At 52.7% G+C, this 25,128-nt stretch carries 23 protein-coding genes; 9 read left to right on the top strand and 14 right to left on the bottom strand.

Annotated elements, in window-relative coordinates; all coding sequences use genetic code 11:
* Positions 1–26 precede the first annotated feature (26 nt).
* On the top strand, positions 27–809 hold the full coding sequence (locus tag HW115_RS15685) for a thiazole synthase (protein ID WP_178933902.1): 783 nt from the start codon (positions 27–29) through the stop codon (positions 807–809).
* Here the strand turns inward: HW115_RS15685 and HW115_RS15680 are convergent, their stop codons facing one another.
* The 13 genes from HW115_RS15680 to gnd form a co-directional block, all read right to left on the bottom strand.
* Positions 810–1,712 carry a Yip1 family protein gene (locus HW115_RS15680; protein ID WP_178933901.1) on the bottom strand — a complete coding sequence of 301 codons (903 nt, stop codon included), beginning with the start codon at positions 1,710–1,712 and terminating at the stop codon, positions 810–812.
* A 31-nt stretch (positions 1,713–1,743) separates the two neighbouring features.
* The gene (locus tag HW115_RS15675; RefSeq protein ID WP_178933900.1) at positions 1,744–2,448 is read right to left on the bottom strand and encodes a hypothetical protein; all 705 of its coding nucleotides are present in this window, start codon (positions 2,446–2,448) and stop codon (positions 1,744–1,746) included.
* 228 nt (positions 2,449–2,676) lie between these two features.
* Positions 2,677–3,003 carry a hypothetical protein gene (locus HW115_RS15670; RefSeq protein ID WP_178933899.1) on the bottom strand — a complete coding sequence of 109 codons (327 nt, stop codon included), beginning with the start codon at positions 3,001–3,003 and terminating at the stop codon, positions 2,677–2,679.
* Positions 3,004–3,276: 273 nt separating this feature from the next.
* Positions 3,277–4,200, bottom strand: coding sequence for an NAD-dependent epimerase/dehydratase family protein (locus HW115_RS15665; RefSeq protein WP_178933898.1), 924 nt, complete (start codon positions 4,198–4,200; stop codon positions 3,277–3,279).
* A gap of 133 nt (positions 4,201–4,333) precedes the next feature.
* Positions 4,334–4,870 (bottom strand): acetolactate synthase small subunit, encoded by a 537-nt coding sequence (gene ilvN, locus HW115_RS15660; RefSeq protein ID WP_178933897.1) that lies wholly within the window; start codon positions 4,868–4,870, stop codon positions 4,334–4,336.
* Between the two features lie 81 nt (positions 4,871–4,951).
* On the bottom strand, positions 4,952–6,679 hold the full coding sequence (gene ilvB, locus HW115_RS15655) for a biosynthetic-type acetolactate synthase large subunit (RefSeq protein ID WP_178933896.1): 1,728 nt from the start codon (positions 6,677–6,679) through the stop codon (positions 4,952–4,954).
* 434 nt (positions 6,680–7,113) lie between these two features.
* The gene (locus HW115_RS15650; protein ID WP_178933895.1) at positions 7,114–9,108 is read right to left on the bottom strand and encodes an alpha amylase C-terminal domain-containing protein; all 1,995 of its coding nucleotides are present in this window, start codon (positions 9,106–9,108) and stop codon (positions 7,114–7,116) included.
* A 74-nt stretch (positions 9,109–9,182) separates the two neighbouring features.
* Entirely contained in the window at positions 9,183–9,842 is a 660-nt protein-coding gene (locus HW115_RS15645; RefSeq protein WP_178933894.1) for a phosphoribosylanthranilate isomerase, read from the bottom strand.
* A gap of 33 nt (positions 9,843–9,875) precedes the next feature.
* Complete coding sequence (locus tag HW115_RS15640; protein ID WP_227021578.1) at positions 9,876–10,835, bottom strand: YicC/YloC family endoribonuclease; 960 nt, start codon at positions 10,833–10,835, stop codon at positions 9,876–9,878.
* Positions 10,816–12,426, bottom strand: coding sequence for a twin-arginine translocase subunit TatC (tatC, locus tag HW115_RS15635; RefSeq protein ID WP_178933892.1), 1,611 nt, complete (start codon positions 12,424–12,426; stop codon positions 10,816–10,818). Before tatC ends, HW115_RS15640 begins: the two co-directional genes overlap by 20 nt.
* A 185-nt stretch (positions 12,427–12,611) precedes the next feature.
* Positions 12,612–13,901: a voltage-gated chloride channel family protein gene (locus tag HW115_RS15630; RefSeq protein ID WP_178933891.1), complete on the bottom strand. Its 1,290-nt coding sequence runs from the start codon at positions 13,899–13,901 to the stop codon at positions 12,612–12,614.
* Positions 13,902–14,274: 373 nt separating this feature from the next.
* Positions 14,275–14,568: a hypothetical protein gene (locus tag HW115_RS15625; protein WP_178933890.1), complete on the bottom strand. Its 294-nt coding sequence runs from the start codon at positions 14,566–14,568 to the stop codon at positions 14,275–14,277.
* 257 nt (positions 14,569–14,825) lie between these two features.
* Complete coding sequence (gnd, locus tag HW115_RS15620) at positions 14,826–16,259, bottom strand: decarboxylating NADP(+)-dependent phosphogluconate dehydrogenase (RefSeq protein WP_178933889.1); 1,434 nt, start codon at positions 16,257–16,259, stop codon at positions 14,826–14,828.
* 150 nt (positions 16,260–16,409) lie between these two features.
* Here gnd and pgsA point away from each other — a divergent pair, with 150 nt between their 5' ends.
* The 5 genes from pgsA (at position 16,410) to HW115_RS15595 (ending at position 20,840) form a co-directional block, all read left to right on the top strand.
* The gene (gene pgsA, locus HW115_RS15615) at positions 16,410–17,000 is read left to right on the top strand and encodes a CDP-diacylglycerol--glycerol-3-phosphate 3-phosphatidyltransferase (RefSeq protein WP_178933888.1); all 591 of its coding nucleotides are present in this window, start codon (positions 16,410–16,412) and stop codon (positions 16,998–17,000) included.
* A gap of 30 nt (positions 17,001–17,030) precedes the next feature.
* Complete coding sequence (gene nagA, locus HW115_RS15610) at positions 17,031–18,170, top strand: N-acetylglucosamine-6-phosphate deacetylase (protein WP_178933887.1); 1,140 nt, start codon at positions 17,031–17,033, stop codon at positions 18,168–18,170.
* 354 nt (positions 18,171–18,524) lie between these two features.
* The gene (locus HW115_RS15605) at positions 18,525–19,229 is read left to right on the top strand and encodes a PEP-CTERM sorting domain-containing protein (RefSeq protein ID WP_178933886.1); all 705 of its coding nucleotides are present in this window, start codon (positions 18,525–18,527) and stop codon (positions 19,227–19,229) included.
* A 122-nt stretch (positions 19,230–19,351) separates the two neighbouring features.
* Complete coding sequence (locus tag HW115_RS15600; protein WP_178933885.1) at positions 19,352–19,771, top strand: hypothetical protein; 420 nt, start codon at positions 19,352–19,354, stop codon at positions 19,769–19,771.
* Between the two features lie 145 nt (positions 19,772–19,916).
* The gene (locus HW115_RS15595; RefSeq protein WP_227021577.1) at positions 19,917–20,840 is read left to right on the top strand and encodes a metallophosphoesterase family protein; all 924 of its coding nucleotides are present in this window, start codon (positions 19,917–19,919) and stop codon (positions 20,838–20,840) included.
* 85 nt (positions 20,841–20,925) lie between these two features.
* Here HW115_RS15595 and HW115_RS15590 read toward each other — a convergent pair whose 3' ends face one another.
* Positions 20,926–22,128, bottom strand: coding sequence for a phospholipase D-like domain-containing protein (locus HW115_RS15590; protein ID WP_178933883.1), 1,203 nt, complete (start codon positions 22,126–22,128; stop codon positions 20,926–20,928).
* Between the two features lie 142 nt (positions 22,129–22,270).
* Here HW115_RS15590 and HW115_RS15585 point away from each other — a divergent pair, with 142 nt between their 5' ends.
* The 3 genes from HW115_RS15585 to HW115_RS19835 all read left to right on the top strand — a co-directional run.
* Complete coding sequence (locus HW115_RS15585) at positions 22,271–23,914, top strand: putative Na+/H+ antiporter (RefSeq protein ID WP_178933882.1); 1,644 nt, start codon at positions 22,271–22,273, stop codon at positions 23,912–23,914.
* A 20-nt stretch (positions 23,915–23,934) separates the two neighbouring features.
* Complete coding sequence (locus tag HW115_RS15580; protein ID WP_178933881.1) at positions 23,935–24,528, top strand: riboflavin synthase; 594 nt, start codon at positions 23,935–23,937, stop codon at positions 24,526–24,528.
* Between the two features lie 155 nt (positions 24,529–24,683).
* On the top strand, positions 24,684–25,128 hold a 445-nt coding region (locus HW115_RS19835), incomplete at its 3' end, for a hypothetical protein (protein WP_227021576.1).

The following is a 25,128-nucleotide window of genomic DNA, read 5'->3' as shown; positions in this document are numbered from 1 at the left end:
GAGGCATCGGGTTAAGGTCTGTGCCTGTGAAAAATTTACCTTTGAAGATCGCCGACCGCTCCTTTGATTCTCGCTTGATGACAGGAACCGGAAAATTTGCTTCCAATGAGTTGATGCGGGATAGTTTGGTTTCATCTGGAACTGAGATTGTTACGGTTGCCTTGAGACGCGCGGATCTCAGTGGCGGGGATGATCCGCAGGCTGATATTCTTAAGTTTATCGATCCTGCGAAATACCTATTACTGCCAAACACCAGTGGGGCAATGAATGCCGAAGAAGCGATTCGTCTGGCCCGCCTGGCGGAAGCTGCCGGATTACCAAAGTGGATCAAACTGGAGATCCACCCCGACCCGACGTATTTGTTGCCGGATCCGATCGAAACCTTGAAGGCTGCGGAGGTACTGGTGGCTGAAGGGTTCACTGTGCTGCCTTATATTAATGCGGATCCCGTGCTTGCGAAACGGCTGCAGGAGGTGGGAACGGCTGCGGTGATGCCCTTGGGCGCTCCGATTGGTTCGAACCAAGGCGTGGTTACCCGTGATCAGATAAGGATTATCATTGATCAGGCCATTGTGCCTGTGGTCGTGGATGCGGGCCTTGGAGCTCCAAGTCATGCTGCTGAGGCGATGGAGTTGGGCGCGGACGCGGTTCTGGTGAATACGGCGATGGCAATTGCTTCTGACCCGGTGCGCATGGGCGAGGCATTTAAACTTGCGGTGCAGGCTGGTAGGGCTGCCTACGAGATGGGGCTGCCCGAACGTGATCTGCAGGCGTCCGCTACCAGCCCCCTGACGGCCTTTCTTGATTGATCATTGGGAGCTACGACCGCGAGTTGGCTTCTCGGAGTCTGTCTTTCTTTCATCGTTCGATGACTCGTATGGATCGACGTATTTGTCGCTCTCGCTGCTTTCGTCGTTCATGACCTCAAACCAGTAGCGCAGGAAGAAGCGTTTTTCTTCGAAGTTCAGGAAATGTTCGGAGGTTCCGATGATCGGGCGTAGGGTGGTGGTCATTTGTAGGGTGACCATGATGAAAATGATGGCCCAGATATTCAGGTGGCCTCCTTTTCCTCCTCCCATGCTCCGGCTGGATCGACTGATTACCCGCAGACCAAAAATAAGGCAGACCAGCCAGATGCCGAGGCTGAGAAATCCGAAGAAGACCAGAGAGTTACTCGAAGTGGAAAATAGCCAGACGACGGGCGCAAAGCCAACCAACAGGAGGGACGTGATTGCCAGAAAGGTGAGCATCACACCGACAACGTGTTGGATTTTTGCGTCCATGCCTCCGAGTGCTCCGAAAATATAGAGACTGGGCAGGCAGATCAGGGCACTGAAAAAGATCCCTCCGATGACTTTGAGCGGGGCTGCCCAGAGTTGGTCTCCCGAACTAAACATACCGAGAACCAGACCAAAGATGGTGAGCGAGGCCAGACTGATGATGATCAATGCCTTCAGTGGTTTGTTGTTTCCCTGATTCACTTCATAAATCACGCTCAGAGGTTTTTTGAGTAGGTGGTTCAGGATATTGGAAAAACCTTCCTGCTCCATCGGTGTGTAGTCCGGATCCGGGCCAAGTGAGGCTTTTTGAACCGAACCGTAGTTTCCGGCTTGCGAAGGTGAGCGCAATGTCTCGGGTTGTCCCGGGATGACCGGTGGAGGGCTGGATGGCGAGGGTGTATTTGTCTGGGGTGGTGTGGGTTCTTCAGTCATGGTTGTGGTTATTTGGTTTGTTTGATCGTTTTTAGCTGCCGAGTAGGGACATTGCCGTGCGCCAGACGGTTTCGTAGAAGTTGCCGTTCATCGGGTTGTCTCGGAAGAATTGGACTTCGAGTCCCGGGGATCCGAAGAAGGGGCGCATGACCCAGGATATTTGAGCGCCGGCGAACAGATTGCCTGCGAGCCACGCGAAAAACGTGCGCGTCCCATGGGACGGAGTGGTAGCGTGTCTCCGAACATGGCTCAATAGTGAGCGGTGGGAAATCACTCCCGCATAAGCAATGAGTAGGGTGTGGCTGAGAAGTGTGACGCTATGCCATTGCTTGGCTCCGATATCCTCAGGGGCCGGAGCATGTAGCGCCATCATAAAGGTGATTGGGCTGAGCGAGCCAAGGATGATCGCCATCAGGGCAAATCCTGCGAGCAGGAACTGGATACTTTGGCGGAAGCCAATGCCGCTACTCAGGGCCATGGCCAGCATGCCATTGAGCATGCCGTTGAGCATCAGGGTGGCAAAAATCAAGAGGGGCAGTTTGATCCCGACGTAGCTTGCCATTTCCCAGCCTTGCCAGAGCCCCATGGTGAACCCATAGCAACTGCAACCGATGAGGATCGCCGGAATACAGAAGCGCAGGGATGTGAGCGGTGGGGCTTCGATCCATGATTGCAACAAATGAGCATCTCCTCGGCACAGGGCCGGGATGTTGTTTCCGATGGAAGGATTACTCATAAAGTCAGGATGAATGGAGGGGGGATCGTGAAACTTGCCCGAAGAATGATGACGGCTCAATGTCTATCGGGGTTTCATGAAGTGATGATGAAGCGTGTGTGAAGATTTAAAGAAAAAATGCCGGGGGCTGGTTTTTTTGTCTCTTTAGCCTCCCCGGATGCGGGCACAAAAAAACCGTGCCCTTCGTAGAAAAGGCACGGTGCGTAAAGATTGATTACGATGGAAGGGTTAGTCCTGACCCAGTGATTCCTCGGCTGCCAGCCAGTCGCCGGTTTCATCGCCGTGAATGCCTTGCTCAACACGACTCTTGTAGTTGAGGTAGGCAGCTTGGCTGATTTCCTCTTCCGTAGGAGCTGGAGTCGGTGGAGTGACTTTTTTGGCACTCGCTTTTTTAGGGCTTTTCTTCGCTGCTTTTTTCACCACTTTTTTAGCTGGTGCCTTTTTAGCTGCTTTTTTTGCCGGTGCTTTTTTAGCGGCTTTCTTGGCTACCTTTTTGGTTGGAGCTTTTTTTGCTGCCTTTTTAGCTGTCTTCTTGCTTGTTTTTTTTGCTGCCATGGTAATGGGATGGTTTGTTTGTGATTGTGGGGGTCTTGTCCCCGATGTTAGCGGGGGAGGTTTCGTTCTTTTTTAGGTTGATGTTGGTGGGGGCTTGTCTTGTTGCTGTGCTGGATTTTGTAGCACGGCTTGTGCCAGATGCACCCAAAATGCTCATCTGTCAATCCTGTATCAAGGGGAAATGATTGACGTTTCCGCCATGAGTCGGGAAAAAGCAAAACCCCTGCCGGAATACATCCGGTCAGGGGCTAACAAATGGAGTTGATAGACTTATCAGCTATGCTTGTTTTTGAAGAACTCGAAGGTGGCTTCGAGACCCTCCTCAAGCGTGTGCTGAGGTTTCCATCCTGCGGCCCGTAGTTTGTCGGATGAAGCACGGGAGTGTTTGACATCTCCAGCTCGTTCCGGGCCATGCAGCAACTGCGAGGACGTTCCGGCACTTTCGAGGATGTTGTTGGCGAGGTCGTTGATGGTGATCTGACCACCGTATCCGGCGTTGAAGGTTCCGTGCACGCCATCGGTGGTGACGGCAAAGACGAGCGCTCCGACGATGTCTTTGACGTAGATAAAGTCGCGGGTCTGTTCGCCGTCTCCAAAGACGGTGATGTCCTCACTCTTGACGGCTTTTTCAATGAAGATCGGCACGGCTGCGGCATAGGCTCCTTTGGGGTCCTGACGAGGTCCGAAGACATTGAAGAAACGGATGGATGCGGTTTCGAGTTTGCCTTCCGAGCGGAACATTTCGAGGTAGTATTCGCCGTCGAGTTTGGTGATGGCATACGGGCTCTTGGGCTCCGGATACATGGTTTCGACCTTGGGGACTGTCGGGTTGTCTCCGTAGTTCGCAGCAGAGGAGGCGAAGACGAGTTTTTTCACTCCGGCTTCCGAAGCTTCTTCGAGCACATTGATCAGGCCATTGACGTTGATGTCAACACATTCTGAAATCTTGGACATCGACTCAGGCACGGAGACCATGGCTGCGAGGTGGAAGACATAATCGATGCCCTGCATGGCTTGTTTGACCAAGGCACGGTCGGTGATGGAGCCTTCGATAAACTCGCAATCGAAGCCATCGAGGTTATGCCGATAGCCGGTGCGGAGGTTGTCGAGCACCCGGATGGTGTCGGCTTTTCCTTGGAAGTGTTCGACGATGTGGGAACCGATGAATCCGGCTCCGCCAGTAATAAGGATATTCATATTGTGTGTGGATTAGAGGTGGTGGTGAATAGGTAGTGGGAATGGATGAATGGGAGCTGTTTGGGGCGCTTAGGGTGGGGGTGGGCAACGGTTTGGAGGGGGCTTGTTTGCCGTCACCCAAGCTCTTCCATGTTTAGGTGGCTTGCTCTCCCCGGGCCATTACGATCTTACCGGTCCGGATGGTTTCGATGATTTCAAACTGGGAGAACATCGAGAGGGCGGCATCGATCTTGGTCGACTCTCCGTTGATCATGGCGATCATGGAGGTCGGTGTGAGGTCGATGGTTTTGCCGCCGTAGTGGTCGATGATCTGCAGGGCCTCGGTGCGTTCCTGTTTGCTGGCCAGGAATTTGACCAGAAGCAGTTCTTTGACGACGGAGTTCGATTTGGTGTGCTCGATGCAGTGAAGGACATCGATCAGTTTGGAAACCTGGAGGATGATTTGCTCAAGACCTGCCGGGTCACCGCTGATGCCAATCGTCATTCGTGAAAAATGGCGGTCACGGCCGCGGGAAACGACGAGGGAGTCGATATTATAGCCGCGTCGGGCAAAGACCTGGGAGATCCGCATCAGGACCCCCGCCTTGTTATTGACCAAAACGGAGATGGTGTGGATAGGCGGGCGCTGGATGGGGGCCGGTGTTTCGTTGCTTGTGGTTACAAGGGACATTGAATTATGAATGTTGAATGTTAAAGGTTGAGCTGGAGGAATGACAGGATCACTCAATGACTCATGGGCTGAATGGTGGGCCTAGGTTGAACCGGTGGGTTTTTCCATTTTGGTTTTCGGTGGCTCGGTGAGCATGTCTTCGAGTGCGGCACCCGCTGGGATCATCGGGAATACGTTGTCGGTTTTCAGACACTCGGCGTGGATCAGCACGGGGCCGTCCTTGACCTCGAAGGCTTTTTTCAAAACCCGACGGACATCGGCCGGACGTTTGATGTTAAAGCCGGGAATGCCGTAGGAGGCTGCCAGTTTGACGAAATCCGGGTTGCCTTCCAGATCCACACCGGACTTCCGGTCTTCATAGAACAGCTCCTGCCATTGACGAACCATACCGAGGTAGTTGTTATTCAATACCACGATTTTGATTGGAAGCTTGTGAAGAGCCGCTGTAGCCAACTCAAACAAGGTCATTTGGAATCCTCCGTCACCAGAGATCGAGATAATGGTCTGGTCGGGGCAGGCAAAGGCCGCGCCAATAGCCGCTGGGAATCCGAAGCCCATGGTTCCGGCTCCTCCTGAGGAAAGCCATTTGTAGGGAGAGTTGGTTTTATAGAATTGGGCGGCCCACATCTGGTGCTGGCCGACGTCGGTTGCCACGATCGCATCACCGCCGGCGATTTGATAGAGTTCATCGATGACCTGTTGCATTCTCAGGCCGCCTTGCTTGCGGTAGCTGAGTGGGTATTTCTTTTTCCAGCCTTCGATTTCTTCGAGCCATGGTGCGGTATCGAGTCCGGAGATCCGCTTATTGATTTCGACCAAGGCCGTCTTGGCATCTCCCACGATACTGATGTCCGGACGGATCATTTTTCCAATTTCGGATGGATCGATATCGATGTGGATAATCTTGGCGTCTTTGCAGAACTTGTCGGCTTGACCGATGATGCGGTCGTCAAAGCGTGAGCCCACATTGATCAACAAATCGCAGCCGACAATCGCCTTGTTGGCGTAGGCTGTGCCGTGCATGCCGAGCATGCCGAGTGAGAGCGGGTGCTCTTCCGGTAGAATTCCTTTGCCGAGCAGGGTCGTGGTTACCGGGCAGCGTAGGGTTTCAGCCAGTTGTTTGATCTGGTTTTCAGCATGGGAAATCATGGCTCCCTGACCTGCGAGAATAACCGGGCGTTGAGCCTTGTGGATGAGTTGCAGTGCCTGATCGATATCGGAGGATTCGATTTCAAACCCTGATTGAGGTTGGTATCCCGGGAGGTCGAGCTCCGGGTCCATGTCTCCGGCGAAGGGCGCCTGAGTGACGTTTTTTGGCAGGTCAATCAGGACCGGGCCAGGGCGACCCGTCGTAGAAATATGATAAGCCTCACGCATGACACGCGGGATGTCATCGGTCTTTTTGACCAGGTAGTTGTGTTTGACCACAGGCATCGTGATGCCAAAGATATCGGCCTCCTGAAAGGCGTCTTTACCGAGCATCCACGTCACTTGTTGACCACAAAGAATGATCATTGGGACGGAGTCCATCTGTGCCGTCATGATACCGGTGATGGTATTGCCTGCACCAGGGCCTGAGGTAACCAGAACAACTGCAGGTTTTCCGGTGGCGCGCGCATAGCCATCTGCCATGTGGCAGCAGCCTTGCTCGTGGCGGGCAAGAACAAACTTGAGGTTGCTCTTAACGGTGACCAGGGCGTCAAAAATCGGGATCGCAGCTCCTCCGGAATAGCCGAAGATATACTCAATTCCCAGATCGTCCAAAGTTTTGATCAGAGCTTGTGCTCCGTCGAGTGACTGTGTGCTCATAATAAAATTGTCGGTTCGCGAGGGCAATTACCCGCGAATTGGCAATTTGTAAAATGAAAACTCGCTAAAAATCGACAAATTGGAAAAAATTTATCGGTTTCTATGGTGAAAATACGCATATTGTGCGTCGTTTGCTTAAATTGTTGCAGTTTTTAGGTGCTATTTCTAAGTTTAGGTTTCATTTTGCCCTCTTGTTTTCTAACCGAATATGTGGACTTGCTTGTTCTTGGCTGGCTTGAGTTGATTTTGGCTTTGTTTATTGCAACTCGAGCAGGTGATTATCAGAGTAAAAACAACAACGGTAGAGAATGGGGCCGGTTTCATTGAAGATCATATTTATTGATGACGGATCGGAATGCTTTTGTTGCACGCCATACATCCGTCGGAGGATTGAGGCCAATCCTCCCTACCGTATACAGTCTCTATGGATGGTTCTACTCCCATTTTTTGAGAACCAGACAGCATCGGCTTGGGATATACAGCGGGAGTTGGGTCTCGGCGTTGGTTTGGGGAATGATCGACGGGTCAATTCTGCGGTGGCCACCGTGGGCGGCGGAGTCGGAGTTGAGGACGATTTTGTAAGGCCCTTCGTCATCCACCGGGATCAGGTAATCGGGAAACGATTGGTGCGGGTTGAAATTGAACACGAAGATCAGGCCTGCCCGTTCGGCTGCGAGAATCTGGTCGTCATTGTGAACGTAGAGAAGCTTGGCAGGAGGGCTTTGCAGGAGTTGATATTTCTCCGTCAGATTCATCATCGATCCATCGAAGGCGTTGAGGTATTGGTAGCGGAGTTCCGGGTTGTCGACCAGTGACCATTGGCGGCGGCAGTAGTGGTAGGACCAATCGTTGCCTTCACGGGGGAAATCCAACCACTCGGGATGGCCGAATTCATTGCCCATGAAGTTGAGCCAACCTTCGCCCCCGGAGACCAGCGTGAAGAGTCGGATCAATTTATGCAGGGCGATTCCACGTTCGATGCCACCGTGCTGGTCATCGATGCTCATGTGCCAGTACATGTCCTGATCCATCAGGCGGAAGGCGATGGTTTTATCCCCGACGAGTGCCTGGTCGTGACTTTCGGCGTAGGCGATATTGGCTTCGCCGTATCGGCGGTTGGTCATCACGCCCCACATCTCCTCAGGTTTCCAGTCTTCGTCCTGTTTGTGTTTGAGCAGCTTGATCCAGTAATCGGGGATGCCCATGGCGAGTCGATGGGTGAAGCCGACGCCACCTTCCTTGGCTGGTCGGCAGAGGCCCGGCATGCCGGACATGTCCTCGGCGATGAGCAGGGCTCCGGGTTGGATCTGTTTGGCGAGAGTGGTGGCGAGCCCGAGGTAAAGGATGGCGTCCTCGTCCGGGCCATCCAGGAAATATTTGTCGTAGTGGTCGAAGGCGACGGTGCCGTGGTGATGGTAAAGCATCGAAGTGATGCCATCGAAGCGGAATCCGTCGAAATGGAATTCTTCGAGCCAGTATCTGACATTGGAGAGCAGGAATTGTTGGACTTCAGATTTGCCGTAATCGAAGCATTTGGAATCCCATTGGGGTTGGTTTCCCCGGTCGCCGGCGTGGAAATACTGGTTGCCGGACCCATCGAAATCATTGAGTCCTTCGGCGATGTTTTTGACGGCGTGGGAGTGGACAATGTCGAGCAGCACGGCGATGCCGAGGCCGTGGGCGGTATCGATCAGGTATTTTAATTCATCCGGGGTGCCGAAGCGGGAGCAGGGGGCAAAGAATGAGGAGACGTGGTAGCCGAAGGATCCGTAATACGGGTGCTCCTGAACAGCCATGAGTTGGATGGTGTTATACCCAAGTTCGGCGATGCGGGGGAGAACCTGCTCCGCAAATTCGCGGTAGCTATGGAGGCGGGGAGCTTCTCCAGCCATACCGACGTGGGCTTCATAGATGGTAGGGGCTTTGATCGTTGCCGGGTCAAAGCTGTGTTTCCACGTGTAGGCCGTCTCGGGGCTCCAAACCTGTCCTGAATAATCGTGGGTTTTGGAGTCTTGAACACAGCGCAGGATGGTGGCCGGGATACGATCGCGCACGCTGCCATCAGCTCCGACGATGTGGAGTTTGATAAGCTCTTTGTGTTTGATGAGTTTCTTGGGAAGTTCGGTCTGCCAGCCCCCTTGCTGGTCGCGGCTCAGCGGGGTGGCTTCCGGGTTCCACTGGTTGAAGTCTCCCACTAGGGATACCGAGTGGGCAGCGGGAGCCCACTCACGGATGATCCAGGCCGATTGGTCCCCATTCAGGTGGATCCCGTGGTTCAGGTGCCGTGAGGCATAGTTTTCCAGAGATCCAGCTTGTTGTTGAATCGATTGCAGTCGCTCGTCGAGTTGTTGCATTCGCCACCGGATATGGTCGGTGTAGGGTTCTAACCATGGGTCGTTGGCCACCAGAGTGGGGATGCTTTTACTCATAGCTGAACACTAACTGAAGAACGTGCTGATGGCACGCTCAATTTTTGTCAGTCTCAGTCAGGGGCGGGGGGCGTTTATGCCGACAAGGCCTTTTGGAGGCGGCTTACTTTATCGAGGTCTTTGATACCCGGTGCGCTTTCTGCACCTGAGGCAACATCGATGACGGCAGGGTGGAGCGTGCGCACTGCTTCGGATGCATTCTCCGGCGTGATCCCTCCGGCGAGAATGACTGGCAGCCCGGGGTGTTCCAGCATAAAGGATTTGGCATGATTCCAATCGAAGGCCTCACCAGTACCTCCGTAAACCCCCGGTGCCGGAGTGTCGAGCAGGACGGCGTCCGACTGGTAAGCCAGAATGTGATCCAGAGATGCCGCATTTTTTACCCCGATGGCTTTGATGAATGGCAAGCCTTGGTCGAGGAAAGGCTGAACGTATTCGGGAGTCTCATCACCGTGGAATTGAGCCAGATCGATGGCCCCTTGTTCGAGCAGTTGGAGCGGCAGTGCAGGATCGGCATTGACGAAGACGCCCACGCGGACAGTTCTTCCGCTAAGATCCGGTAAAAAGGTGCGGGCCGCATCGGGTGCGAGGTAGCGCTTAGAATGCGGCCAGAAGTTGATGCCAATGGCGTCGACTCCCATGTCGGCAAGTTGCTTTGCCTGCTCCGGCTGGGTGATCCCGCAAATTTTCAGTGAGGTGCTGCTCTGGTCGAGAAAGGATTCGATGCTGGCCATGAGAGATTGGGGGGGCTGAAATTGTGTGGGCGCTTACTCGATGTTCTGGACTTGCTCCCGGATTTTTTCGAGTTCGGTTTTGGCGTTGACGACGAGTTGGGCCAGGGTGGCATCGTTGGCCTTGGAACCGATGGTGTTGAACTCACGGTTGAGTTCCTGGCAGAGGAAATCGAGTGGGCGACCAACGGGCTCGTTGGAATTCAGATATTGGCGAAATTTTTCAAAATGCGATTGGAGTCGCGTGATTTCTTCACTGATGTCGCAGCGGTCGGCAAAGAGTCCGATCTCTTTGAGGATGCGCTCGTCATTGAGGTCGAATTCGAGTTCCGTTTCGGCAAGCCGGCGGTGGAGGTTTTCTTTGTATTTTTTTATGACCGCTGGCGCGTGAATGGTGATCTCGGAGCTGAGATTTTCCAGAATGCAGATCCGCTGTTCGATATCGGTCATCAGGTGGCGACCTTCGTCAGCCCGCATCGCAATGAGTTGATCAAGCGCTTCTTCGACGGCGGGTGAGATGGCGGCCCATGCCTCTTCAGGGTCGATGGGTTGATCGTCAAAATCGAAAATATCCGGGGCTTTGATGAAATCACTGGCGTCTGGTTGAATGGGACGATCCAAGATGTCGGAGAGTTCGGTGAAGGCTGCTTCCAGAGCCTTGGCGCGGGAGCTGTTGATTTGGATGGCTCCGCTGGCCGTTTCAGGGGCTTCGACCTGAATATTGAGTGTGACCCGCCCACGCGAAAGTTTGTTGAGCGCCAGTTTGCGGATTGAGGCTTCGAGCTCGGCATAGATCCGGGGCATTTGCACGACGATTTCGCCTTGCTTACGGTTGACGGATGCGGCTTCGACGCGGGCGGCTAGTTTGGTGGTGGCGTATTCGGCTCTGCCGAATCCTGTCATGGAGTGCATGGAGGTGGATGGGTTGAGGGTGTTGCGGGGGGGGCGGGAATGTGGAGTGAATGAAGAGCTGGCCTTATTGGGGCTCTTTGTCATCACTGGGCGTATCCCCGTTTGATTTTTCTTTGTCGGGGTGAGCCTCATCCGTTTCTTTGTCGGACTCTTCCTCGGGTTCATGATTGTCTTCCTGGTCGGTGAAGTCGATGTCTGAGAGATCCTTGGTTCCGGCTTCATCCAAGTTGTCGTAATAGGGATGATACTCGTCGGTCAGCTCGTGGTGATCGAGTGGCGGGTCTTCGTGGGAGACGTCTTCATTCTCTTCCGGGAAATCGTAGGTGCCGGTGTCTTCTTCATTACCTTCGTCATCGCCGTGGATTTCGTATGGATCCTCGTCACTGTAGTGGTAGTGGTCATCGGAGAATTCATCGTCGTAGCTGTTGTATGCGTCGGAACCTTCCGAGCCATCGGGATCATCCTCAGGGTCCTCAGGATCATCGTCGCCATCGCGGCTTGTTGCGAGGGCAGGGGCACTGGCTAGCTTACGCTTGAGTTCTTCTTGTTCGGCTCGTTCTTTTTCCCGTTCTTTTTTGCCGTGGAAGAAGGCGAGCCAGATACATATTTCGTAGAGGACGATCATCGGTCCAGCTAAAAGCAGTAGGGTGAAGGCATCCGGGGTGGGGGTAATCAGGGCGGCAATGATGACGATGGCCAGAATCGCGTAGGACCGCGTATTGCGCATCATGTCATAGTTGAGGATCCCCAACTTGACCAGGGTCATCACGACGACCGGAAGTTCAAAGCTGAGGCCAAAGATCAGGGTGAACTGGGTAGCGAAGGAGATGTAGTATCCGATCCTCCATTCGTTGGTGACGCCCATTTCCTGACTCCAGTTGTAGAAGAAATCGAGGACTTTCGGCAGGACAAAGAAGTAGGAGAAGAGCACTCCACCGGTGAACAGCCCGAAGCCGATCAGCAGGGCTGGCCAGAGGGCCTTCTTTTCATTTTGCTTCAGGCCGGGAAGAATGAACTGCAAAATGAAGTAGAGCAGCAGAGGGAAGGAAACGATGATGCCGGCAAACAGTGCGAGCTTCATGGAAAGCATAAACCCTTCGGTTGGGTTGAGAGCCTGCATCAGGACGAGTTTGCCTCGGGAGTCGACCGCGGCGTCCGGACGTTTTTCTTCATCAAGCAGGGCGGTGACCTGCTTGCGGGTGTCTTCATCGATATCGGGTAGGTCTTTAATGAATCCGACCCCATTCTGGGTCGTGTTCTCCATATCGATCGCCGCTTGGTAATAAATGACGCAGCCGGAGTGGAACTCGAGCTTCAGGGAGCCATCCGGGTCCTGGTATTTGAAGTAATGGTTTTTTTGGGGTTCGGAAAAGCGGGCGGTATCTCGGGCTGCGCGTTTGGCTTTTTCCCAAGTCTCGAGCTCGAGGGCAACCGGGGCATCCTCCGGCCCGGGCATTTTGCTTTTCTGGCTGGTATGCCAGGTTTGTTCGACCGGTTTACGAATGATCTCCATGAGCTCATTGCGGAAAATAAAGCAAACGAGCATCGAGAGGGTGAGGGTGAGCACCACACGGGTGATGACGATTCGCAGATCCTCAAGGTGGTCGAGGAAAGGTTTTTCGTCGCTTTCGTGGGTTTTATCCCTCAGTTCGAATAGTTTTTTGAGAACAAACATGCTGTGGCGGCCCCGTCTTTAGCTTACCCGGATCGTATTCAAAAGGCTGAAAATGGGAAAGTGGTTGAGCTTGCTGGGAGCTTACGGGATGAGGGACCGGGATTATTCAAGCAAGCCGTAAAAAATCGAGATCTGTCCACAGATGGGATCTCGCTTTGGGGTATTCCTCCCTCAAAGCAAGCTCGCTAATGTTTTGCATCTTTGAGGTGCAGCCCTTTGAATTTCTTATAGAAGCGATGTTTGGGGGCTCCGATGATTTGGGAGGAGTAAATGCCGGTGTGGCCCGAGAAAAGATAGGCGACAACGCAGGCGATCGCGACGTAGACACCGCAATCGGCGCCGAAGAGCTCGATCCCCATCAGGGTGCAGGCAATCGGGGTGTTGGTGGCTCCCGCAAACACGGCAACAAACCCCATGCCTGCCAGCAGCGGCATCGGCAGGGGGATCAGCCAAACCATGGCATTTCCCAGGGTCGCTCCGATGAAAAAAAGCGGGGTGACCTCACCTCCCTTGAACCCGGCTCCAATCGTGAAGGCGGTGAAGGCAATTTTGATCAGGAAATCGTAGGAGTTCATGGAATCGACAAAGCTGGCTTCAATGGTGGGGATGCCGAGGCCGATGTATTTGGTGGTGCCGATGAAATAGATAATGATGGCGAGAACCGCTCCTCCAATCAGGGGGCGGGCCGGAGCGTAGCCAATGTGCTTTTTAAACAGAGACCCAAAACCATGGGTGGACTTGGAGAAGAGCATGGCGGCAAGCCCAAAGAGGATGCCCGCCGCTGCCGTCCAGGCCAGTCGGGTGGGGGTGAGCTCGGGAACAAAGGGAATGTGATAGTGAGAGTGGTCAATCGGCCAGAGGTTGCAGACGTAGTTGCCGATGACGGCCGCGATGAAACTAGGGAGGATGGCTTCGTAGCGGATTTTTCCGAGAACCAGCACCTCCAAGGCAAAGATGGCTCCGGCTAGCGGGGTTCCGAAGACCGAGGCAAAGCCGGCGCTGATGCCCATCACGATAATGATTTTACGGTCGTGGGCATTGAGCTTGAACCATTTCCCGAATTGATCCGACAAAGCACCACCCATTTGCACTGCGGTTCCTTCGCGGCCTGCGGAGCCCCCAAACAAATGAGTGATGATGGTTCCGATCAGGACCAGCGGAGCCATGCGAAGCGGAATGGTTTGCTCTGCGTGATGGTATTCTTCCAGCAGTAGGTTATTTCCTTTTTCGGACCGTTGCCCAAAATGATAGTAAAGGAGCCCGGAAATCAGCCCACCTATTGGTAACAGGGCAATGATCCAGAGGTTGTTTTCTCGGAAATCCGTCGCTTGATCCAGAGAGATTAACAAGATGGCGGATGCCGAGCCCGCCAAAGCTCCAACAATGGAACCAAGAAACAACCATTTGCAGAGGAAGAGGAGGTTGATGCATTGCTCAATCTCAAACAGTCGGGTTCTGCGTAGTTTTCTAATCATCGGCTACAGGGTGGAGCGCGAGGATTTGCTATTCAAGCAAACCTCCGTCTGCCATCCAGAGTTCACGTGCGGATGGAATTGTCAATGCCCGTCTTGCTGGCAGTGAGCCAGGGCGAATACACTAGGGGCTAACAGCCTGCGGCGCTGACAGGATTCACATGATTGAAGAGGGTTTACAGGGATTTTTAAGAAGTAATCGATAGATTTTGGGCAAATCTTGATCTTTGAAAATGAAAGGGCACCTCTAAGCATCCTGTAAAAACTTGAAAAAATCCTGACAATCCTGTCAGCGCAGCAGGCATCACCAAGATAATCTCCCTAATGTAGGAGCCCTGGGCCGTGAGCTGCGACTACTGTGGCTGTGAACCTACCCTTAGGTGGGCGTTTTTTCTGATAGCCAGGATTTGAATGCTTCCTGACGTTCCGGCAGTGGCCATTGGCTTGCTTCGGTCACTTCGTTGAGGAAGCGATGGTAGAGCTGACGTTGTTTGGCGTCACTGTCGGGTTTGCTGTTGTTTTGTTGTTTTTGATAGTGCATGAGTAGCGTGGCGTTCTCTGCTATTTTTTCATGGGCCCGCATGGCTCTCCAGCCGATAACTAACCAGAGAATGGTGACGATGAGGCTGAAGGTGCCCGCAATGAATGTAAGGATGCTGAATGTGGTCATGGGGTGGTTGATGTTTGTTTGGATGTTTGCGTTAGGGTGTGACGCTTTGAGGTTAGATTAATACGCCGACGATGCGATGGGAAAATGGGTATTCCTTTGTAAGGGACGCCAGGAGCGGGTGAGCGTCAAGGGTGCGGAAGTTCATGGATCGGAGTGGGGATGCTTGCGGGCAAGATAAAAAGAAACAAAACGGGGCGCCACCATGCAAATCGGTAGCGCCCCGTGAAAGGGAGTCGGAATGTGGCCTGCGGCGACGTTTAATCGATCAGTTCAGGCCAGTCCTCGGTATGGAAAAACTCACCCTCGGGCTTGTCCAGTCGCTCGTAGGTGTGGGCACCAAAAAAGTCGCGTTGTGCCTGGAGCAGGTTGGCTGGCAGGCGCTCTGCCCGGTAGGAGTCGTAGTAGCTCAGTGAACCGCTGAAAGAAGGAACCGGGATCCCGTTGACAGCAGCCAAGGCGACTACCTCGCGCCAGTCTTGTTGACCGCTGTTGAGAATCTCTGTGAAGAAAGGAGCCAGCATCAGGTTGTTAAGCGTGGGGTTGGCTTCGTAGGCTTCTGTGATGCGGTTGAGGAATTTTGCACGGATGATGCAGCCGCCGCGCCAGATCCGGGCGATGGCTCCGAGGTCGAGATCCCAGCCGTTGTCTTTGCCTGCCTTGACGATGAGGTCGAGCCCTTGAGCATAGGAGACAATCTTGGAGGCATACAGGGCGTTGCGGACTTTTTCCACCAGTTCCTCTTTGCTCATGCCTGCGAGTTCAAACGATTGGTTGGACGGGCCCTCGAGAATCGATGACGCGGTTTTTCGTTGGTCGCGCAGGGACGACAGAATCCGTGCTTCAACAGACGCCCCGATGCAGGACAGAGGCACGGCCTGTTCGACAGCACTCATCATGGTCCAGCGACCGGTTCCTTTTTGGCCGGCCTTGTCTACGATGAGGTCGATGATGGCGGTGCCGGTTTCGGGGTCTTTCTGGTTGAAGATATTGGCGGTGATTTCGATTAAGAAGCTTTCCAGATCTCCGTCGTTCCAGTTGGCAAAGATGTCGGCTTGTTCTTCGTTGCTGAACCCAGCGGCTTTAAAGATGTTGTAGGCTTCACAAATGAGCTGCATGTCACCGTATTCGATGCCGTTGTGTACCATTTTAACGAAGTGTCCGGCGCCTCCTTCTCCGATGTGGGTAACGCATGGCACGCCATCGACCTTGGCGGCGATGGCTTCGAAGATCGGTTGCATTACTTCCCAAGTGCTGGAGGGGCCTCCTGGCATGATGGAAGGGCCTTTCAGGGCTCCTTCTTCTCCACCCGATACACCGGCGCCGATAAAGCGGAAGCCTTTTTCCGATAAGTCTTTTTCACGCCGCACGGTATCGGTGTAGAGCGTGTTGCCGCCGTCGATAATGATGTCGTCTTTGTCCAGTAGCGGGAGAAGCGATTCGATGACGGCATCCACCGGTTTGCCTGCCTGAACCATGATCTGGATCTTGCGCGGGCTGGCAAGGCTGTCGACAAAGTCTTCCAGCGTGGGGCATCCAACCAGGTTTTTATCCGGGTGCTGGTTGACGAAGTCCTCCATTGTAGAGGTGGTTCGGTTATAAACGGACACTTGGAAGCCTCGGCTTTCCACGTTGAGAACTAGGTTTTGTCCCATGACTGCCAAGCCAATGAGACCGAAATCAGATTTTTCCATATCAAGAATTGTGGTTGAAGCGGTATTATCCACGGCTGCGGCGGGGAAGCAATACGAACTTGCGTCAGACTGGAGGTTCTGCTCATGCTTTCCCCGGCGGAGGATCGAGGCTTGTCGGATGGCTAAAACCCGTTACAAATTGAGTTGTTCATGAATTTACCGAATCTTATCACCCTTTTTCGTCTGATTCTGACGGCTGTGTTTTGTGCTGCGGCATCGGCTGAAGGGACGCTCGGGTATTCCATTGCCTTGGTGGCCTTTGTGCTAGGGGCGATCTCCGACTGGTTGGACGGTTATCTGGCGAGGAAGATGAATCTGGTGACTTCACTCGGTAAGTTGCTCGACCCTTTGGCGGATAAGATTCTGGTCTGTTCTGGTTACGTGTATCTATCTGCGAAGGGCCTCTGCCCGGTGTGGGTGACGGCTTTGATCATTTGCCGGGAGTTTATGGTGACCGGGATTCGACAGATTGCGGTGGAAAAGGGCACGGTGCTCGCTGCGGATAAATTGGGGAAATGGAAAACCACTTTTCAGCTGACCTTTATCATTACGGCCTTGACCCACCTGACCTTTTTAGATGTGGGAAGTGATGCTCCCCTCGTCGCTTTGTTGCAGTATTTATCAAAGCCTGAGCATTGGCTGCTTCCTGTTTCCCTCTGGGCCTCGGTTGTTTTAACTGTCGTGTCAGGATATTCGTATTTTTGGCAATCCCGGGACATGATTCTGGATCGGGATGAATAAAAACCTAGGAAATCATAATTATCACATACTATGAAAACGTTGATTACAAATGCGCATGTTGTTTCCCCGGATGTAGAAATCCAGGGAGGAGCCGTGGAGTTTGAAGCCGGTAAAATTACCGCCATTTATGACGATGGAGCAGAGCTTCCCGCTGCCGATGAGGTCATTGATGCCGGTGGGCGTTATGTGATGCCCGGCTTTATTGATATTCACTCGCATGGTGCGGATCGTGCCGATGTCTGTGATAACGATTTGGATGCGGTGCGCCACATGGCGATGAAAAAGCTTCAAGAGGGTGTCACCACCTTGTTGCCTACCACACTCACCCAACCTCAGGATCTGCTCGAGGAAATTGCAGGCACATGCGCCCAGTACATGGAAAACCAGGAGTTTGCCAAGGTTCCCGGCTTACACGTCGAGGGGCCGTTTATTAACAAGGCGAATGCTGGAGCGCAGAACCCACAGTTTGTGCGTAAACCTAACTTCGAGGAGCTGAAGCGCATTCACGATATCTGTCCGGTCACGGTCTTCTCTATCGCTCCCGATGTGGAAGGTGCTTGCGATTGTATTCGCCAGGCGAAGGAAATCGGTATCAGTTCATCTGCTGCGCACACCTCTTCAACCAGCGCTGAGATCATGGCGGCCAAGGAAGCCGGCCTGACCCACCTGACCCATTTTGGCAATGCCATGACGGGTCTGCACCACCGGGAAATCGGGGTGGTGGGAACCGGTTTGCTCGATCAAGATCTGAAGATTGAGCTGATCTGCGACGGCATTCACCTCTGCCCGGATTTTCTGAAATTGGTCTTTACGGTTAAACCGATCGAGCAATTGGTCATGATCACAGACTCCATGCGAGGATCATGGATAGATGAAGGTATCGTCGATCTGGGAGGTCTCGATGTGGTGGTTAAAGACAAACAAGCCCGACTCAAGGACGGAGGTGCTTTGGCCGGCAGTATTTTGCTCTACAACGAAGGCCTTGCCAACATTGTCGAGTTGACCGATATCCCATTGCACCAGTTGGTGAAAGCCACATCCTGGAATCAGGCCCAGTCGCTTGGCATCGACGGTGTGGGCAAACTTGAACCTGGGTTCTGCGCCGATATCGTTATCCTCGATAAGGATTTTGGCGTCTGGAAGACACTCGTTGACGGCGAGGTTAAGTAGAGCCAATCTTTCATTTTCTGCAAACGCCATGTCCGGGATTCGGGCATGGCGTTTTTTTCGGTATTCAATCAGATCACGCAGTGCATTTGCGAATACCCCATCCAAGCATCCAACCGCTTCGTCTGTTTTGCCAAGTCGTATAGAGTAGCGTTGCTGCGGTCAGATACAGATTGATCAGTTCTCGAGAAAGGTAAAGTTGTTCGTATATGGAACGGCGACTTGTTTTCTATGGATCTTGTTTGATTTATCATGGGGTTTTGGGATCAATAACCAATGAATTTTTATCATGCGCATTAAATCTGAGATGTGCGTGGATTGAGTTCTCTTTTGCCCACCCCAATGATCATCTATACAATGAAACGATTATCTCTTATAGGCCTCGCGACAGCAGGTATGCTGCACACCATTTCTGCAGCTTCGATTTATACGTATGATATGGAAGCCAACGTTGGAAGTGCAGGGACTTTACTTTCTTCCGATGGATGGATAGGGGGTGATTTGGCTGGATGGCAAACAGGTTCGTTCAGTGGTGACCTCTACTCTCGCAATACGAATGATGGAGACAATACCATCACTCGCCCTAACGATGCTCAATTTTCGTTCCATATTCCAGCAGGATCTACCTTTGTTCGTTTTGAAGTGACTGGGCGTATGGGGGCTGGATTTTTCCAGTTGGGCTTGAGCCAGGGCTCAAGCACGCCAGTGGGATTTGGGGCGGATTTTAATAATAATGATAAGTATTTCATCCTGGATGGATCGACCCGCCACTATGAATCTGGTAACTCGTATTCCTCCGATAGTATCAAAACGGTACGTTTGGACCTTGATTTGGTTGCGGGGACCGCGGATCTCATCCTAGATCCGAATGGAGGAAATACCATCGTGATTGATGATCGCAGTGTGTCCAATTCGGTCACTTCGGCAGATAGTCTCTATATTCGGAATAATACGAGATATAACGGGCCTTCAACAATCACGATTACCGTTATTCCTGAACCAAGTTCGACGGCCTTGTTGGGGGTGGGCGCTTTCGCTGTGTTGATGCTCCGTCGGCGTTAGGCTTTTTCGGGGGCTATTTATCCTGACACAAGCTGTGGTTGAACGTGTTGGAATTCGTTTTGTTGTGTGTTTTTTCTAAAAATGCAGTCGTGCTTTTTTCAGTGATGCGATAGAAGTAGTGCATGGCTGAAGATCAATCATTGCGTCGCCCGTATTTGACCTTGCCCGGGGCGAGCGGGCTTCCGAATGTGCATGAAATTCTTTCGATTATGCCGGAGGAGCATAAGCATCGTTTTGAGTCGTCAGGTGAATTCATCCGACGTTTGGCGCACCGGGTGGCAAAATGGAGGGAGGGGCTACCAGAGGATGAGGAGCCCGTGATCTTCGCCCTGATGTCTAACGGTGATGCTGTGCTGGTGCATACTCTGGGAGAGGATGGCCATTCAAGCGTGGTGGTGGAGGGGAGTCTGAACGGGACTCCTTGTATGTTGATCAGTCATCAGTCGAGTTTTCAGATCCTTTGTTATACCCGAAAGATTGAAGAGGAAAAGCCAGCACGTAAAATCGGATTCCATGTCGGAGGCGAAGAGATACAGGCGTGATGGATGAACCTTCTGTCGGTATGTCGAGTTGTTTACTAACAAAATAGGAAGGTGCTCCTCTGTTCTCCGGGGTGCGTTTTGCGGGAATACGCGGTGTCTGAAAACTTCCAAGTAAGGAACTTGGTGTTGTCAGCGTATGTCACGCATGATGACCCGGAGGAAATCACTTCACACCATGGCCGGTGCGGCGCTGGCATGGAGCGTATCACCCACGATGGCCGCCAAGCTTCGTGTGCCGACGAAGCCCTTATGTTTTGGTTTGATTGCCGATGTGCATATCGGTTTCATTGAAGGAGCGGAACAACGCTTGGCTTCTTTTTTGGCTGCGATGAAACAGGTGAACCCCGATGCCTTGGTTCAATTGGGTGATTTTGCTTATCCCAATGCCAAACACCAAGCTAGCGCTGATACCTTGAATGCAGCACATGAAAAGGTGATTCATGTTATTGGAAACCATGATCTCGACCATGGATTGAAACGCCAGGATGCCGTCAAGGCCTGGGGGATGCCTGGTCGCTATTATGCCATGGAGGTGCAGGGGGTGAAAGTGATTGTGCTGGATGGCAATGACAGGGGGTCTCCGACTTATTCCAGTCATGGTGGATACCATTGTTACATTGGGCCTGATCAACAGAAATGGCTCGAACACGAACTGAAGGTAGCGGACGTTCCCGTGGTGGTGTTCAGTCATCAAGCGCTTGCAGGACACGGCAGTATTGATAATGCGGAAGATTTGCAGACCATACTATCAGAGCATCAGGAAAAAGTCTTGCTGGCAGTGAACGGTCACTCACACCTTGATGCTCACCTCGAAATTCGTGGGGTGCACTATGTTCACTTAAATTCGGCTTCTTATTATTGGGTCGGGGGAAAACGTCGACTTCTAACTTACCGTGACCCCTTGTTTGCAACGCTGACGATTGATTTTTCCAAGATGGCCGTGAAGATCGAAGGGCGGGAATCTCGCTGGCTTGACGACTCTCCTGAGGAGATCGGGTATTTCAAGGATAAGAAGCGGGCGGGGATGAAGAACCTTGTGCAGCCGAAAATCAGTTCGAGATCATGGTGAAGACGAGGTAGCCAACGACTGGGTGGGAGAAGAGCCGTCACCCTGTCGGTAGACCGGATATTTGTTCTGCGTTTGTTTGATGATGTTAGAGTCGGCGAATCAGGAAACATCCGATTTTGGAGATTGCCAGGCGCCACCACGGCCGCAGGCCTTGCCAGTTGCTTTGAACCGTGGCTGATTGTTTGAGATCGAGTTTCCACTGATGGTTGATCGCTTCCGCGATGGTTTCATCAAATACGACCACGGCGGTTTCCCGGTTCATGTGGACTGAAAAAATATCGAAATTCGAGGATCCGATGATGGCCGTGTGGTCATCCAAGACCATGGTTTTTGCATGCAGGGTGGGGCCCAGATATTCCCTGACGCTTATGCCCCGGTTGAGAAGGCGGGGGTAAAGGCCCTCCCGCAACCAGTCAACCACCCGGATATCTGAATCTCTGGGGACGAGGAGTGAGATGCTGACGCCACGCTGGCATGCCCGATACATGGCGTGTCGGAGTCGGCGTGGGGGCACAAAGTAGGGGACCGTCATGCTGACCGAGCGTTTGGCTTGGTCGAGGTGGACAGAGTAGAGTTTTCGAATGTGTTTGCGGTTACCCAGTCCGCGACTACCGATCACCATGCAGCGGCTGCCGTTTGTCTCCTGCTTGTTGTTTGTGTGTGCTTTGTTTGGGGTGCTTGTAAGATCTTGAGGACGGGGTGGGGTGATTTGCGTTTCGGAGCAGTGGTTCCAGCTGTCGATGAACAGGGCGTTGATATCATGCGCCGCCGGACCTTTGATTTTGATTTGGGTGTCGCGCCAGGCTTTGTTTCCGGAGGCTTTGACCGACCATGCATCACCGATGTTCATACCTCCGGTGAAGGCGATACGACTGTCGATAATCAGGTTTTTCCGGTGGTTTCGTCCAAGGATGCCTGCCCCTTTTTTCCAGAACCAGACCGGTCTGTACTCGATGAGTTCGACTCCTGCCTCTCGCATTGCCGACCATAGGGCCTCGCTGGCAGCGGAGGACCCGATGGCATCGTAGATGACCCTGACCGGGACTCCTTGTCTGGCTTTGTCCGCCAGCGCATGGGCGAATCGGGAACCCGTCGTATCCGAGAGAAACATATAGATTTCCAGATGGATCGAGTATTTGGCTGTGGCGATGGTGCGCAGCATCGCTTCGTAGGCTTCATCTCCGTCGAAATACAGGGAGATTTGGTTGTTTGGGCTGATTCCACTGACGCTTTCTCCTGTAAGTTCCCTGGCAACGCGCTGTCGCCAGAGCCGGATCTGGCGTTTCATGGCGTTGGGGATGGCCCTCATGCTTCCAGTCTAAGAGTTTTCCTCTTCAAAATAAAGCAGGATGCAAACTGATTTTTGACTGTGACAGCGTCGAACTTCGTCGTTGCCATTATGGGGGGCTGTGCTAGACATCTGGAAACCTATGAGCAAACCATTTTTATCGATTTTGTTGATGATGTTCGCACTCTGCGGTCCGGCAGTTTATGCCGCTGGTGGAGGTCACGAAGTAGAACAGCCTGCGTTTAAGACCAGCATGGATAACTTCGCAGCCGAAGAAAAGGCCAAGGGCTTGACTGAAATCGGGGAACGGTTGAGTTACAGGGTCGAGCAGGAGCCGTTCCTTTTGGTGGCCAGTATCATTTTCGTCTGTGCGATCATTCACACCTTTTTTGCTGTTCCTCTGACGAAGTATGCGCATCAGGTGCAGCACGACCACGATGCCCGGGTCCGCAGAAAGCGGGAAGCTGAAGGGAAGAAGACGACCGCCCGTGATTTGGTAAGTTTTAAGGCTACGTTTCTTCATTTCTTTGGCGAAATTGAGGCGATTTTCGGGATCTGGGTGATTGCCTTGATTGCTGCGATTGCTTCTTTCTATGATGTTTCTTCGGCTGAGAATTATATCAAGACGGTGAATTTTACCGAACCGATGTTTGTGGTGGTGATCATGGCTCTGGCTTCGACCCGCCCGGTATTACGCTTTGCTGAGGCTTGTCTCGGTTTTTTTGCGCGTTGGGGAAAAGAGACCCCGGCCGCCTGGTGGTTGTCGATTATGATTGTGGCTCCGATATTGGGCTCCTTCATCACCGAGCCTGGTGCCATGACCATTGCCGCGATGCTGCTCGCTAAAAAGTTCTACAGTTTGAAGCCAACCGCCAAGTTTGCCTATGCTACGATTGGTTTGTTATTCGTGAATGTTTCGGTTGGTGGTGTGTTGACGAATTTTGCGGCTCCACCGGTCTTGATGGTGGCTTCCAAGTGGGACCTGAGCTCAATGGACATGATGATGCATTATGGCGATAAGGCTATAATTGGTATCATTACCTCAACCTTGCTGTATTATTTCTTTTTCCGCAAAGAACTCAACAGCATGAGCGGGAAGCTTGAAGACCACAACGAGGATGGTAAGGGCGACTTGCAGGAAAATAACCATCCGGTTCCGCTTTGGGTCACGATTTCCCACCTTGGGTTTATGGCTTGGACCGTGTATTTCTCACACACTCCGGCAATGTTTATCGGAGGCTTTTTGTTTTTCCTCGCCTTCCGTCAGGCAACGGAACATCACCAGACTGAGGTGATGCTGCGTGGTCCTATTCTGGTTGGCTTTTTCCTTGCCGGTCTTGTGATCCACGGTGGCCTACAGGGGTGGTGGCTCGCTCCACTGTTGACGAGCGGTTTAGGTGAGTGGCCGCTATTTGTCGGTTCGGTGGTTTTGACGTCCTTTAACGATAACGCCGCGATTACCTTCCTCGCCAGCCAGGTGGATGGTTTGGGGCCTACTTTGAAGTATGCGGTCCTTGCCGGTGCTGTTTCGGGTGGAGGCCTGACCGTGATTGCCAACGCTCCGAACCCGGCTGGTCAGGCCTTGCTTGGCCGGTTCTTCGGTGACGGGGTTTCACCAGGCAAGCTGTTGATGGGGGCTCTTATCCCGACTGTGATTGTCTCAATTTACATGATGTGTATCCCGGATCCGGGTATCAAAGATATCTTTGGTGAAGATAAAAAGGCACTTAAACAAATGAAAGAGGAGTTGAATCAGCCTTTGCCCGATGCCTCTGAATCTCACTGAGTTGTAACTATAATCTGACCATGTTCACTGGACTTGTAGAGGCTACCGGCAAGGTTCTGTCAATCGAACCGCGCGATGAACAGGCGCGAATCACCTTGCAGATTCCGTTTGCTTCTGAATTGCAAGATGGGGAGTCTGTCGCGGTCAACGGCTGCTGCCTGACGGTGACTTGGCACGACCAACATGCTGCCAGTTTTGATGTCTTGCAGCAGACACTGAATGTGACCTCGCTGGGAGAACTAACGGAGGGGCGTTTGGTGAACCTGGAGCGGGCGATGCTGGCAGGTGACCGATTTGGTGGCCACTTTGTCCAAGGGCACGTGGATGATACCGGTGAGATTATCGATTTGTCGCCGCACGGTGGAGATTACCGTCTCGAGATCGCATTGCCGGCGGCAATGATGCCGTTGTGTATCGACAAAGGCTCTCTGGCGATCGATGGCATTTCACTGACGATTGCGGAACTGACCGAGGATAGCGCGGTGTTCTGGATCATTCCGCATACCATGGAAAAAACCAGATTGAACGACGCCGAAATGGGCCAGCGGGTCAACCTCGAGGCTGATGTGATTGCCAAGCATGTCGCGAAGCTTCTGGAATGCCGGAACCTTTGAAACCTTGAAACTCTGGAATTCGCCGGCGGGAATTCCAGCTTATACCAAGTAGTCATTGGCGTCAAAATAAGGGCTTAACCCGCTGAATATAAGTCAATTAGCTTAAAATAAATCATAAAAACTCTTGACTCCTCAGGTGTGGCGGCACGCTTGGTATGCCTATTCAAAACTACCGAGGTCACTCGACCCAGCCTGCCGCCACATTGAATCTCACTCGGGATGAGATCGAAAGTTTAGCGAAGCAGGTAGGATTTATCAAGCGTCGCACTCAGGGGTTTTCAGCCTCGGGATTTCTTCTTTCTCTTCTTAAAGCAGTGACTGGAGGCAAGGGGTCATTAAGCCAACTAGCCACTTCATTGGGAGCAACCGAAGTGAGGACTCTGACCAGGCAGGGGCTAGCCTATCGCTTTAGCTCACAAGGGTTGAAATTCATGCAAGAGTGCCTTGCTTTGGTCGGAACAGATCTCCACAAGCCAAAGCATAAGGGGCTCATTCCTGTGAAGTTCTCCCGGGTCATTCTTCAGGATGCAACGCAAGTGCGCTTGCATCCCAAAAATGCAAAGCACTACAAAGGAATTGGAAACAAGTCAGGTGCAGTCT

The organism is Oceaniferula marina, from assembly GCF_013391475.1.
GTDB classification, from domain to species: domain Bacteria; phylum Verrucomicrobiota; class Verrucomicrobiia; order Verrucomicrobiales; family Akkermansiaceae; genus Oceaniferula; species Oceaniferula marina.
This window is presented reverse-complemented; position numbering and strand designations above follow the sequence as displayed.